Below are 14646 nucleotides of genomic sequence, written 5' to 3' on the forward strand. Positions count from 1 at the left end.
AGGAGGATGAAAAAATGAGCAAAAAGATACTATTTGTAGCTACAGTACAAAGTCATATTTGTCAATTTCATTTACCTATTATGGAAATGCTGAAAGAAGAAGGATTTGAAGTGCATGTTGCAGCTAGAGATAATTTAGCAGAAAAAAATGGTCTTCAAATGAAATATTCAGATAAAGTTTATAATATACCATTTGAAAGATCACCTTTTAATAAAAGTAATATTTTGGCTTATAAAATATTAAGTGGCATATTAAAAAAAGAAAATTATGATATGATTCATTGCAATACACCTGTAGGTAGCATAGTTACTAGGTTAGCGGCTATAAAGTTTAGAAAAAATAGTTTAAGAGTTATATATACTGCTCATGGATTTCATTTTTATAAAGGTGCACCTATTAAAAATTGGATTTTGTATTATCCTATAGAAAAAATTATGGCATATTTAACAGATGATTTAATAACCATTACAAAAGAAGACTATGATTTGGCTATACGTAAAAAATTTAAGTGTAATGTTCATCATATACATGGTGTTGGTGTGAATAGCAATAAATTTAAACAAATATCAGAAGAAGATAAAAGTAAACTTAGATATAAAAAAGGATATAATGATGAATTTACAATTTTATGCACTGGAGAGTTGAATACAAATAAAAACCAAGTAACATTAGTTAAATCAATGGTAGAAATAGTTAAGTGCTATCCTGATACAAAATTATTACTAGCAGGTAATGGACCAAGTCATGACGAGTTAGAAGTGTTAATTAAATCGTTAGGTCTAGAAAAAAATATTGAGTTATTAGGGTATAAGACAGATTTAGAAGATTATGTTAATTTATGTGACTTAGTTGTATCAGCAAGTTTTAGAGAGGGTATGCCACTTAATATTATGGAAGGTATGATTTGTGGAAAGCCTATTATAGCATCAGATAATAGGGGACATAGGGAGTTAATTCATAATAAAGAAAATGGAGTATTAGTAGAGGCTAGTAATATTAAAGGTTTTTGTCAAGAAATATGCAAACTAATTAAGGATATTAAAATACGAGGTAATTATTGTAATAAGTCTCTAATTTATATTAAACCATACGATATTAAAAATGTAAAAAATAGAATGAGTAATTTATATAGTAAATGATACCAGTATAGGAGAGTGAAATAATGAAAGTAAAACAAGATAATAAAAATAAAACAACGATAACTGTTTTCACGCCCTCATACAATAGAGCCTATACTTTAAATCTTTGCTATGAAAGTATGTTAAGACAAACTAGTAAAGACTTTGAATGGCTAATTGTAGATGATGGTTCTACAGATAATACAAAAGAGTTAGTGGAAACATGGATAAAAAAGGATAATGATTTTAAGATTAGATATATTTACAAAGAAAATGGAGGAATGCATACAGCTCATAATAAGGCTTATGAAAATATTTATACCGAATTAAATATGTGTATTGATTCAGATGATTATTTAACTGATAATGCAATAGAACTTATAGTAGATTTTTGGAAAGAAAATGGAACTAAGGAGTATGGTGGAATAATAGCATTAGATGTCCATCAAGATGGAAAATTAGTGGGAACTAAATTACCAAGTAACAAAAGTACAACATACCATGATTACTATGAGTTTGAAGGTGTAGGAGATAAAAAGGTTATATATAGGACAGATGTAATTAAACAATATCCTTCATATCCTGAGTATAAGGATGAAAAATTTGTTGGACTTTGTTACAAATATTTATTAGTAGATCAAGAGTATCCTCTATTAATTTTGAATGAACCAATTTGTATTGTTGAGTATTTAGAAGATGGATCAACTAATAATATTTTTAGTCAATTTATAAATAATCCAAAAGGATATATCTTTCTGAGAAAAGAAAGAATGAAGTATTGCAGATCTTTTAAATGGCAATTTCAATCATGTATCCATTATGTATCAAGTTGTATTATGATAAAAAATAAAAAATTCATAAAAGAGTCTCCTAAAAAATTAATGACTATTTTAGCTATACCATTTGGAACTATATTATATTTTTATATAAAGCAGAAAACGAAAAAGGGAGTAAGTTAAGATGCCAGTATATTATTTTATGCTAATATGGGTTATTATTTGGGGAAGTATTTCATTATTAACATCTAAACAGGTATCTATTAATGATGGAATATATGAAAGAAAGGTAAACTGGACTATATCAATAATAACTTTTTCAGCTATTATATTTTTTGCAGGTTTAAGAAGTTATGGTGTTGCAGATACAGGTGCATATATTGATATGTTTAAATCATATCCTAATACTTTGGTAAATATTTTTAACAATATTCCTAGTGGAGATAGTGATATGATAGGTTTTATTTTACTATCTACTTTTATAAAAACATATATATCATCAGATTATTCAGTGTGGTTATTTATTATAGCTACCATAAGTGGTATTTGTATAGTTACTACATTATATAAGTATTCTGAAAACTTTGGGATAAGCGTGTTTTTGTTTATGGTATCATGTCAATTCACTTGGATGTTTAATGGTATGAGACAATACTTAGCAGTAGCAATATTGTTTGCTAGCACTACCTTTATTATAAATAAAAAATCATTAAAATATTTTTTAATTGTACTATTAACATCAACTATACATAAAACAGCTATTATAATGATTCCTACATATTTTATAGTGCAAGGTGAACCATGGAACAAGAAAACTTTAGCTATTATTGGAATAGTTATATGTTGTGTTATATTTTCAAGTGAATTTTTAAATTTATTTGACTCAGCTATGGAACAAACAGAATATGCAATTAGTTATCAAGATAATAAATTAATAGATGATGGCGTAAATATAATGACAATATTGGTTCAATCCGTACCGTTAGTGATAGCGTTTTTATTTAGAGAAAATTTGAAAGACAAGTATACACCTATAATAAATATTAGTATAAATATGAGTATAATTGCTATAAGTATATATATAGTATCTAAAATTGTCAGTAGTGGAATTTTGATTGGAAGAATAGCAGTTTATTTTACTGCATACAACCTGATACTAATGCCTTGGGTACTAAGTAATTCATTTGATAAAAATGAAAAAAGATTAATGTATTTTGTAATGTTTATTTGTTATTTAGTATTTTTTTATTATCAATTGGAAGTTGCATGGAATGGATGGCCTTATTTTAGTAAAATACTAGAAATTTCATATAATTAGAGGTGTAAATAATGAAAAAAATATTATTTTTCATACCAAATTTAATGCATGGTGGGGCAGAAAAAGTTTTAGTTAATTTGGTTAATAATTTAGATAGAGATAAATATGATATAACTCTTCATTCATTATTTGACGTAGGAATTAATAAACAATTTTTAAAAAAAGATATTAAATATAAATATACATTTAAAAATTTATTTAAAGGAAGTACAGCTATTTTTAAAATATTTACTCCGAAATTTTTATATAAACATATTGTTAAAGAAGAATATGATATAGTAATTTCTTATTTAGAAGGTCCTACATCAAGAATAATAAGTGGATGTCCATATAATAGTAAAAAAATATGTTGGATACATACTCAATTTATAGATCAAGAAAACATGATAAGAGGATTTAGAAATAAGAAAGAAGCTATAAATCATTATAATGAATTTAATAAAATTATCTCAGTGTCATTAATGGTAAAAAACTCATTTATTGAATTATCTCAAATTAATGATGATAAAGTTGATATTCTTTATAATACAAATGAAACAGATGAAATATTAGAAAAATCTCAGGAAATGGTAGAAGATATAAGCATAGATAATGAAATATTAAATATTATATCTGTTGGAAAACTTACTAATGTAAAGGGCTTTGATAGATTGTTAAATACACATAAAAAGTTAATAAATGAGGGTTTATTTCATAAAATTTACATATTAGGTATTGGAGAAGATAGGGAGAAAATTAAAAAATATATACAAGAATATAATCTGACAGATACATTTCATTTACTGGGTTATAAAGATAATCCATACAAATATGTATCAAAATGCGACTTATATGTATGCTCTTCATATAGAGAAGGATTTAGTACAGCTGTTACAGAGTCTTTAATAGTTGGAACACCAGTTATAAGTACATTATGTTCGGGTGCACAAGAATTGTTAGGATACAACAATGAGTATGGGTTAGTAGTTGAAAATAGTGAAGAAGGAATATATGAGGGGTTAAAAATTTTAATAGAAGATAATGCATTATTAAAATACTACAAAAATAAAGCTAAAGAAAGAGGGAAAAAATTTAGTAAGAAAAATACAATAATGGAGGTAGAGAACTTATTAGATAAAGAGTAAGTGTAGGTGTAATTTTAGGGGGATTTATGAATTTAAAAAGAACACCTTTGTGTTCAGAAAGTTGGAATATTGCATATAGAAATAAGATTAATGGGGATATATTAGACAATAATGATAAGTTTACAGTAATAAAAAATAATTTTAGATATTGGGCAGCAGATCCTTTTGTTTTTGAACATGAGGGTGAAATTTATATATTTGCTGAATTATATGACTACATAAAAAGAAGAGGTATATTAGGATATTCTAAATATAAAAACAATAAATTTTCTAGGTGGAAGCCAATAATAGAGGAAAATTTTCACTTATCTTACCCAAATATATTTACATACAAAGATGAAATATATATAATGCCTGAATCTAGCGAATCGAATGAATTATATGTATATAAATGTAAAGAATTTCCTCAAGTATGGGAGAAATCTAAAATTATAGATAAAGGCTTTAAGTGTGTTGATACAACAATTTTTAATAAAGGTGAAAATTTATATGCATTTACACAAGGTTTAGGAGATAAGATAGTAAATTATTGTATTGTGCTTGATGAAAACTTTAATATATCAAAGAAAATCAAACTTAAACAAAAAGATTCTAAAATTTCTAGATCAGGAGGTAAAATTTTTATAAAAAATAGAAAATTTATTAGGGTTTGCCAAGACAGTAAGAAATCTTATGGACATGGTCTTATTTTTTATGAATTTATAATAGATGAAAAAAATAATTATAAGGACAAAATCATAAAGAAGATAACTACAGATAATATAAAACTAGATAAAAATATGTTATTAGAGGGAGTACATACTTACAATAGTAGTGAAAATATAGAAGTGATCGATCTAAAAACAAGAAGATTTAACTTACTTAACTTATTATTTAGGTGTATAAATAAAATTGAAACAAAGGTGATAAAAAATGGATATTGATTATTCAGTTGTAATTAGAACAATAGGTAAATCAAATAAAAAATATCAAAAGCTATTAGATAGTATTAATAAGCTACAACCAAAACCTAAAGAAGTGATAGTAGTTTTGCCAAATGGATATGATATACCATTACAGAGACTTAATTCTACTATAAATGAAAGATTTATATTTTGTGAAAAAGGAATGGTAAATCAACGTATGGTTGGAATTAATAATTGTAGTACAGAGTATATGTTAGTTTGTGACGATGATATATCTTTTGAGTATGATTTTGTTCAAAAACTAGTACAACCATTAAATGAAAGTATAGCTGATTTTTCAATAGGTCCATTACTATCATTTCTACCTGAAAAAGGAGTTAGATCATTTATAAGTGGAATTACATCTGGTGCAGTTGAAACAATTTTTAATAAGGATATGTATATTAAAGTACTTAGATCTTCGGGCTGGTCTTATAATAGAAAAATAGATATTAGTGTAAAAAAATATTACTATACTCAATCAGCAGCATGGACATGCTTTTTTGCAAGAACATCATCCATGAAGAATATAAATTTTGATGAAGAAAAATGGTTAGATATGAATGGATATGCTAGTATGGATGATTCAACAATGTTTTATAAAGCATGGTTAATGGGGAATAAGACAGTTATGGTATCTGATGCAGTATATAATCATTTAGATGCAAAGACGTCAACAAAAGGTATTTCAGAAACAGTAATATATGCAAGTTCATTTAATCAATTTATATTTTGGTATAGATTTATATATCAAACTGAAAATAATTCTTTTATGAAACTTATAAGCATAATTTCGTTTTTATATTACAAATGTACAACAAATATATATGGATATTTAAATATATTATTAAAATCTAAGGATAAAAGAGAATTAGAAATAAGTAAACAAGGATTTAGAGATGCTTTAAATTATATAAAGAGTGATGAATTTAAAAAGTTAAACAGAATAAATATTAGTATTTTATAGAAAGGTACTATAGGTTGAAATATGGGGCTAAGTGTAATTATACCAGTTTATAATGGGGAAAAATATATAGAGAGATGTTTAGAAAGCTTAATAAATCAAACATATCAAGAACTTGAAATAATTGTTATTGATGATGGTTCAAATGATGGGAGTAAAGAATTAATTAAAAATATACAAAAAAAAGATAAAAGAATATTTTTTTATAAAAAGTTAAATGGTGGGGTCTCAAGTGCTAGAAATTATGGATTACAAAAAGCATCACAAGAATATATAACATTTGTAGATTGTGATGATACCTTAGATTTAGACATGTATGAAATATTAATGAAATATATTGAATCTGGGAAATACGATATTGTACATTGTGGTTATAAAAGAATACAAGATAATAAAGTAATAAGAGTAGTTAATGGAACAGGAGAAGAATATATTCAGGATAGATTAAAGGCATTGGAGTGTATAATAGGTGGAAAATTATTTGTAGGAGCTTTATGGAATAAGATTTATAAAAGAAAATTATTTGAAAGTATTAAGTTTGATGAAAAATTAAAAATAAATGAAGATATATTAGTAAATTATAAAGCATTTAATATGTGTAATAAATCTATATTTATTGATATTCCAAAATATAATTACTATGAGGTTGAGGGTTCAGCCTGCAAAACTATACTTGATAAAAAAAAATCAAATGATAGATTGAAAGTTGCAAAAGAAATTTATAATGATGTGGAAGATAACTATTTAAAAGAGATATCTTTTAATAAATATATAGGATGTTTGATAGAAATTTATAGGTATTATTTATACAGCACTGAAAAAGATAGAAAGTCAAAATGCAAGTTAATAGAAAAGAAAATTAATAATGAATGTAGTCACGGTAATTTAAGAAATAAAAGAGATAAAATAACTATTAAATTAATAGGCATGAGTCCTAGACTATATAAGTTAATTTATTTTATATATGACAAGGTAAGAAAACCTAATTGGGATGTGCAGGGATGATGAAATGAAAAAAATATTATTTGTATGCTATGGGCTAGGAATAGGTGGGATAGAAAAATGTTTAGTAAGTTTGCTAAATGAATTAGATTTAAATAAATATGAAATTGACGTTTTACCAATGAATCCTGAATTTGAATTAAAAAATCAAATAAGAGATGATATAAATATACTAAATACATTTGAATATGCTATTAATACTAAAGATACATTTTCACAATACATAAAAGAAAAAAATAAATTTTTAAAGGTGTTTAAAATAAGTAAATATATTGTATTTAGATTAGTAAATAAATTTGGAAGTAAACCATGGAAATTATTTAAAAGCCCTAATAAAAGTTATGATATAGCTATAGCATATTCTCAAAATGATTTTTCTCCATATTATGTAATAGATAAAGTAAATGCTAAGATAAAATATATGTGGTATCACAATGGAGCTTATGAAAAAGGAAATAAACAATATGAAATTGATAAACAGTATTATCCTAAATTTGCTAATATGGTAGCTGTTTCAAAAGATTGTAAAAAACAATTAGTAATGAGATTTCCACAACTCAAAGATAAAATACTAATATTACATAATATAATAAACAAACAAGAAATTATAAATTTATCAGAAAAAGTGCAGTATGAAATTTTCCATGAAAATACTATAAATATTGTATCGGTAGGAAGACTTACTGAAGAAAAAGGCGGAAAACTAGCAATAGAAGTATGCAGAAAACTATTAGATGAAGGCTATAATATAAAATGGTATTGGGTAGGAAATGGAAATCAATTTCCTTGGTTAAGTGATAAAATAAAAAAAATGAACATGAGAGATACGTTTTACTTATTAGGAAATAAAACAAATCCTTATACATATATAAAAAACTGTGATATATACGTACAACCATCATATTATGAAGCTTATTGCACTACTACTAATGAAGCTAGAATTTTAAATAAACCTGTAGTAGCAACTAATGTAGGGGGCATGAAAGAACAGTTTATTAATGGTAAAACGGGCATATTGGTAGATATAGATAAAAATTCTATATTTAATGCAATTAAATTATTAATAGATAATGATGAATGTAGATTACAACTTAGTTTCAACCTTAAGAATATAGAGTATGAATTTGATAACTATATTAATGAGTATGATAATTTATTCACGGAGAGACATGGATGATGGATAAAAAAATAAGTATAGTAGTACCAGTTTATAATTGTGAGCAGTATATATCAAAGTGTTTAGATAGTTTAGTAAATCAATCTTATAAAAATATAGAAATAATAATTGTAAATGATGGATCAACAGATGGTACAGAAAAAATTTGCTATGAATATAAAATTATAGATTCTAGAATTAAAATTATTAATGTTGATAATGGAGGAGTATCTAAAGCTAGAAATATAGGAATAGAAAATTCAGTAGGTGATTTTTTAATGTTTTGTGATAGTGATGATTATACATCTACTAATTGGTGTAAATTCATGCTAGAGAATTATGAAGAAAATAATTTAACTGTATGTGACTATTATAATGTAAGTGATGGAGAAGAGAATGATTTTACATATGACAGACCTAAAATAGATAAAGTAACAAAGAAAGAAGATTTTTTTAAGTTAAAATTATATGGTATAAATGTTCCATGGAATAAAATTTATAATTTAGAACTTATAAAAAATAATAAAATTAGGTTTGATGAAGATATATTTATAGGGGAAGACTTAAGATTTAACATTGAATATTTAGATTCAATTTCAGAAAATATAATTTTTCTAAAAGAAAGACTCTATTATTATACATTGTCAAGAAAAGATTGTTTAACAAATAGGATGTACAAAGACTATGATAAACAATGCATAAATCAGTACCATTTTATTAAAGAATATATGGAAAAATTCAAAACAAAAGATAAATATGTGTGGAATATATTCTACAATAATATTTTTTTAGAATTAGTAAATTCATTTAATATGAATTTACTTTTGAAAGATGACAAATTTATAGAATGTATAAAAAAAAATAGTCATGTAATGAAAACTACTGAATACCAGCTATGTGCTAAAAATGCAGAAATATCACCTAATAAAATTTGTAAATGGGTATATAGAAAAAGAAACTATTGGTGGATATATATATTTAATAGCCTTATAAAATTAAAAAATAGATAATAAGAGGGATATACGAAGGAGATGCTTTTGATAGAGTAGATATTCAGGACTTGAACTAGATACATCTTTGATAATAGGAAATGATGTACGGATAGGACTAGAGTAAAAATAGGAAATCATTGTATATTAGGAGCAGCAACTGTAGTAAATAAAGATATGCTAGATTATGGGATAGTTAGGAGGGACTAGCTAGAATACTAAAAATGAGAAATGGGGATTTAGTAAATGAGTAGAATAAAATTATATTATCATTCTGGTAGTAAAAATCATGGATGCGAAGCTATTGTGAGAGGAACGTCAAAAATATTAGAAGAAGATTTATCACTTTTCTCAATAAGACCAAATGAAGATATAGAATATGGATTGAATAATATATGTGAAATTATTGAGGATAAAGAAGAAATATTAAATAAGTATAGTTTGAAAAATATATTAGCTATTTTGGATATTAAAATTAATAAAAGTATAGATACAGTAATTAAAAATAGAAGAAAAAAAATATTAGATAATATCAAAAAAGATGATATTTGTTTCTCTATAGGGGGAGATAATTATTGTTATCCAGGCACTGATATTATAGGAGCTTTAAATAATAATATACGTAAAAAGGGTGCAAAAACAGTTTTATGGGGATGCTCAGTTGAGCCAGACGTAATTAAAGGAGATGTATCAAAGGACCTATCAAAATATAACCTAATAGTTTCAAGAGAATCGATTTCATATAATGCATTAAAAAAAGCAAATCCAAATACAAAATTATATCCAGACCCAGCATTTCAACTAGACAAAATAGAATTACCATTACCAAAAGGATTTGAAAAAGGAAATACTGTAGGTATAAATGTTAGTCCACTTATAATAGACTGTGAAAGGAATAAAGGAATAACAAAAGATAATTATGAAGAGCTTATAAAATATATTATAAACAATACAAATATGCAAATTGCTCTTATTCCTCATGTTGTTTGGGATGATAATGATGATAGAGTACCTCTTTTAGAACTATACAATATGTTCAAAGAAACAGGCAGAGTTGTTATGATAGAAGACTGTAACTGCATGGAATTAAAAGGGTATATATCTAGATGTAGATTTTTTATAGGAGCTAGAACTCATGCTACTATAGCAGCATATTCAATGTGTGTACCTACTTTAGCAGTAGGATATTCCGTAAAGGCAAGAGGAATTGCTAAAGATATATTTGGAACATATGAAAACTATGTACTTTCAGTTCAATCTTTAGACAAAAAAAATAATTTAGCAGATTCATTTAAATGGTTAGAAGCTAATGAAAAGAATATAAGAGTTCACCTAGAAAATTTTATACCCAAATATAAAAAGGATGCTTTAATGATTAAAAGCTGTGTTAGGGAGCTTGTTAAATAGGTGGTTATTGTGAAGAAAATTTGTGAAAAAGAAAAGTGCTGTGGATGTCATGCTTGTTTTAACATTTGTACTAAAAATGCTATAAGTATGAACTATGATGAAGATGGATTTTTATATCCTATAATTAATGCCAAAAGATGTGTAGAGTGCAATTTATGCAAAAATGTATGCCCTATTTTAAGTAGTAAGGTTAGTGATTCATTATACAAAATATATGCATGTTATAACTTGGATGAACAAGTAAGAAAATTGAGTTCATCAGGAGGTATATTTACTTTATTAGCTAAATATGTAATTGAAAGAAAAGGAATTGTTTTTGGAGCAAGGTTTGATGAGAATCTAAAGGTAATTCATGATGAAATAAATAATGAAAATAAACTCAATGTATTTAGAGGATCTAAATATGTTCAAAGTGAAATAGGAAATACATACTTTAGAGCAAAGTTATACTTAGAGAAAGGAATATTAGTACTATTTTCAGGAACACCTTGTCAAATTCATGGTCTAAAAAGTTATCTAGAAAAAGAATATGAAAATTTAATTTGTGTTGATTTAATATGTCATGGAGTACCTTCTCCTAAGATATGGACAAGTTATAAGGATGAAATATCTAATGGTAAAAGATGTATAGATATGAAATTCAGAGATAAAACTTTAGGATTAAAAGACACAAAAATTAAGTTTTATTTTGAAGATGGCAGCGTTTATGAGGAAAAATATAATGATAGTAAATATATAAATGGATTTATTCAAAACTGTTTTTTAAGATTATCATGCTATAGGTGTGATTTTAAAGGTGAAAATAGAAAAAGTGATATTACATTAGGAGATTTTTGGGGAATTAAAGATATATTACCTAACTTAGATGACAATAAAGGAATATCTTTAATTATATCTCATTCAAATAAAGCTGAGAAAATATTAGGTGAAATAAAAAATAGTACCTATATTAAAGAAGTAAACTCACAAAAAACTTTTAAAGAAAACCCTTGTGCTTTAAGACCGGTAGAATTAGATGATAAGAGAAGTAAATTTTATGCTTTTTATAGTAAATTTAGTGTATCAAAGTCAGTTAAAAAGTGTACTAAAATACCTATATATAAACTTATCAAGTTTAAATTAGAAAGCATTAAATATAATACAAAATATATCTTATATTCAATACTGAAAAAAATAAATATTGTTAAATAACTATTAAATATATAATGAAAATTATTAAGGGTGGGAGATATGAAAAAAACTAAAGGCATTTTAATTAGTTATTTAAAAAATAAAATAGGCAATTGGATTAGTGTAAATCCTAATATAATAAGCAATCAAGACACAATAAATATATTGAATGAAAATAAATATTCTTTATCAAGATTTGGAGATGGTGAGTTTAATATTATCTGGGGAAATGATATTGGATTTCAATGTTATAACGAATCTTTGGCCAATAGATTAAAGTATATTTTAAAAAAACATAATAAAAAAATTTTAATAGGTATTCCAGATAGTTTTGAAAATCTAGATAAGTTTGAAGATGAACCTAAAAAATTTTGGGAAGATTATATGGCCACAAATAAAAATAAAATAATTAAATTATTAAATATGGAAAAAATGTATTGTGATTCATTTATAACTAGATTTTATTTACCATATAAATATAAATATAAAAGCAGTGAACGGATATTGCAAATAAAGAAAATATGGCAAGGTAGAAAAATTGTATTTGTAGAAGGATCATTAACTAGAATGGGGATTGGAAATGATTTATTTGACAATGTAGCTAATATTAGGCGAATTTTAGTTCCTGTCACAAATGCTTTTAGTTTATATAATGATATATTAAATGAATGTTTAAATATTGATAAGGATTATTTATTTATTTTATCAATAGGTCCTACAGCATCGGTGCTTTCATACGATTTGTCTGAATATGGATATCAAGCTTTAGATTTAGGTCATATAGATTTACAATATGAATATTACTTAAGGAAATGTTGTGAAAAAATTAAGATTATAGGAAAGTATAATAATGAAATAGATAATGGTGATAAGGTTGAAATGATAAATGATGAGGATTATAGCAATCAAATAATAAAAAGAATTGGGTGTTAAATTAATAAAAAATGTGGCGTTTATTGTGACAACAACTTTTCATGGTACTATTTTTATTGATTTATTTAAAAAGAAAAATTCATTGAAATTAATAATGTATAAAATTATAGTAAAGTAAAAACATAGCTTGGGGAGTTTTAGATGAAAAAGTTTAATGAAATACATATAGGGGCGATATTATCATATATAGATTTGGGGATAGGAAGTATTATACCACTAATATATACACCTATCATGTTGCGTATGTTAGGACAAAATGAATATGGTATATACAGTTTGGCTACATCATTAACATCATATCTATCATTATTGAATTTTGGCTTGGGTAGCGCTGTCATTAGATATATTTCAAAATACAGAACAGAAAAAAATAAAGAAGGGGAAGAAAGTATAATAGGTCTATTTATATTTATATACGTACTTTTAAGTTTAATGGTATGTGTCGTTGGATTAATAATAGTAATATCCTTAGATTCCTTTTTTGCAAATAGTTTGAGTAATTCAGAAATAGATAAATTAAAAATATTAATATTTATTTTAACTATTAACATAGCTATTGGTTTTCCTGGGAGCGTTCTATCATCAGTAATTATATCTCATGAAAAATTTATTTTTAGAAAGGTTGTTGATTTGTCATTTACCATTTTAATACCAGTATTTAACTTACTTGTACTATCTAGAGGGTGGAATACTATAGGTATGGTTTTATGCACAACAATATTCTCAGTAGTAATATTAATTATAAATGTAATGTATCTATCTAAGATTATGCATATTAAGCCTAATTTCAAAAATATGCCATTTAATATATTAAAAGAAATAGCTATATTTTCATTTTTTATTTTTATTGGCAGTATTGTTGATATGTTATACTGGTCTACAGACAAAGTATTAATAGGATCTATGATAGGAACATCAGCTGTTGCAATATATAGTGTTGGTGGTACTTTTAATAATATGGTACAACAGTTAGCAATGGCACTAAGTGGTGTTCTTGTTCCTAAAGTTAATAGTATGGTATTTAATAAATCTTCAAATAAAGATCTTTCAGATTTACTTATAAAAACCGGTAGGCTACAGTATATAATTGTATCATTAACAGTTTCGGGATTTATTGTATTTGGAAGACAGTTTATTAAATTTATAGCAGGGGAAGGCTATGAAAGTGCATATATAGTAGCCTTATTAACAATGGTACCTTTAATAATTCCTTTGATACAAAATATTGCGTTAAATATAATTGTTGCTAAAAATAAGCATAGATTTAGATCTATTTTATATTTGATTGTATCTATTGTTAATGTTTTATCGACTATTATAGCTATTAACTATTGGGGAATAATTGGGGCAGCTTTCTGCACGTGTATTGCATTTTGTATAGGGAATATAATAGTTATGAACGTTTACTATTATAAGGTTATTAAATTAGATATATGTAGGTTTTGGAAAAATATAATAAGTATGAGTTATGTTCCGATTGCTATGATTTTTTTTGGATTATGCTTGATAAATAACATAGGAATAAATACAATTTCAAGGTTTATAATAGGGGTAATAATATATACTTTAGTTTTCGTAATGATGACATTTAAATTTAGTATGAATAAATACGAAAAAGATATTTTTTTAAAACCAATTAAAAATATGAGTTCTAAATTTCTAAATTTAAACAGCAAAGTTAGTAGCTAACTATTATTATAATGTAAAGAATAAAGGTGTAATATAAAGAAATTTTACTTGTAAAC

At 25.1% G+C, this 14646-nt stretch carries 13 protein-coding genes; all 13 read left to right on the top strand.

Annotated elements, in window-relative coordinates:
* Positions 1-14: 14 nt before the first annotated feature.
* The 13 genes from TEGL_RS04675 to TEGL_RS04735 all read left to right on the top strand — a co-directional run bounded on the left by TEGL_RS04675 (position 15) and on the right by TEGL_RS04735 (position 14590).
* Positions 15-1139: a glycosyltransferase family 4 protein gene (locus TEGL_RS04675; protein ID WP_018590339.1), complete on the top strand. Its 1125-nt coding sequence runs from the start codon at positions 15-17 to the stop codon at positions 1137-1139.
* Between the two features lie 23 nt (positions 1140-1162).
* A complete protein-coding gene (locus TEGL_RS04680) occupies positions 1163-2077 on the top strand; it encodes a glycosyltransferase family 2 protein (RefSeq protein WP_018590338.1) in 915 nt (304 codons plus the stop codon).
* 1 nt (position 2078) lies between these two features.
* Positions 2079-3212 (top strand): EpsG family protein, encoded by a 1134-nt coding sequence (locus TEGL_RS04685; RefSeq protein WP_018590337.1) that lies wholly within the window; start codon positions 2079-2081, stop codon positions 3210-3212.
* Between the two features lie 11 nt (positions 3213-3223).
* Entirely contained in the window at positions 3224-4336 is a 1113-nt protein-coding gene (locus tag TEGL_RS04690; RefSeq protein ID WP_018590336.1) for a glycosyltransferase, read from the top strand.
* Between the two features lie 26 nt (positions 4337-4362).
* Positions 4363-5259 carry a glucosamine inositolphosphorylceramide transferase family protein gene (locus TEGL_RS04695; RefSeq protein WP_018590335.1) on the top strand — a complete coding sequence of 299 codons (897 nt, stop codon included), beginning with the start codon at positions 4363-4365 and terminating at the stop codon, positions 5257-5259.
* Positions 5249-6247 (top strand): glycosyltransferase, encoded by a 999-nt coding sequence (locus TEGL_RS04700; protein ID WP_018590334.1) that lies wholly within the window; start codon positions 5249-5251, stop codon positions 6245-6247. The genes TEGL_RS04695 and TEGL_RS04700 overlap by 11 nt, the downstream gene beginning before the upstream one ends.
* Before the next feature lie 21 nt (positions 6248-6268).
* The gene (locus TEGL_RS04705; protein ID WP_018590333.1) at positions 6269-7249 is read left to right on the top strand and encodes a glycosyltransferase family 2 protein; all 981 of its coding nucleotides are present in this window, start codon (positions 6269-6271) and stop codon (positions 7247-7249) included.
* A 4-nt stretch (positions 7250-7253) separates the two neighbouring features.
* Positions 7254-8423, top strand: a complete 1170-nt coding sequence (locus TEGL_RS04710; RefSeq protein ID WP_018590332.1) for a glycosyltransferase — start codon at positions 7254-7256, stop codon at positions 8421-8423.
* Positions 8420-9412: a glycosyltransferase family 2 protein gene (locus TEGL_RS04715; RefSeq protein ID WP_018590331.1), complete on the top strand. Its 993-nt coding sequence runs from the start codon at positions 8420-8422 to the stop codon at positions 9410-9412. The genes TEGL_RS04710 and TEGL_RS04715 overlap by 4 nt, the downstream gene beginning before the upstream one ends.
* A 225-nt stretch (positions 9413-9637) precedes the next feature.
* A complete protein-coding gene (locus TEGL_RS04720) occupies positions 9638-10798 on the top strand; it encodes a polysaccharide pyruvyl transferase family protein (protein WP_018590330.1) in 1161 nt (386 codons plus the stop codon).
* A 9-nt stretch (positions 10799-10807) separates the two neighbouring features.
* Positions 10808-11989 (top strand): Coenzyme F420 hydrogenase/dehydrogenase, beta subunit C-terminal domain, encoded by a 1182-nt coding sequence (locus tag TEGL_RS04725; RefSeq protein WP_018590329.1) that lies wholly within the window; start codon positions 10808-10810, stop codon positions 11987-11989.
* A gap of 39 nt (positions 11990-12028) precedes the next feature.
* Positions 12029-12901, top strand: a complete 873-nt coding sequence (locus tag TEGL_RS04730) for an SP_1767 family glycosyltransferase (protein WP_018590328.1) — start codon at positions 12029-12031, stop codon at positions 12899-12901.
* Positions 12902-13042: 141 nt separating this feature from the next.
* Complete coding sequence (locus tag TEGL_RS04735; RefSeq protein ID WP_018590327.1) at positions 13043-14590, top strand: oligosaccharide flippase family protein; 1548 nt, start codon at positions 13043-13045, stop codon at positions 14588-14590.
* Positions 14591-14646: the final 56 nt, after the last annotated feature.

It is taken from the genome of Terrisporobacter glycolicus ATCC 14880 = DSM 1288 (assembly GCF_036812735.1).
GTDB lineage: Bacteria > Bacillota > Clostridia > Peptostreptococcales > Peptostreptococcaceae > Terrisporobacter > Terrisporobacter glycolicus.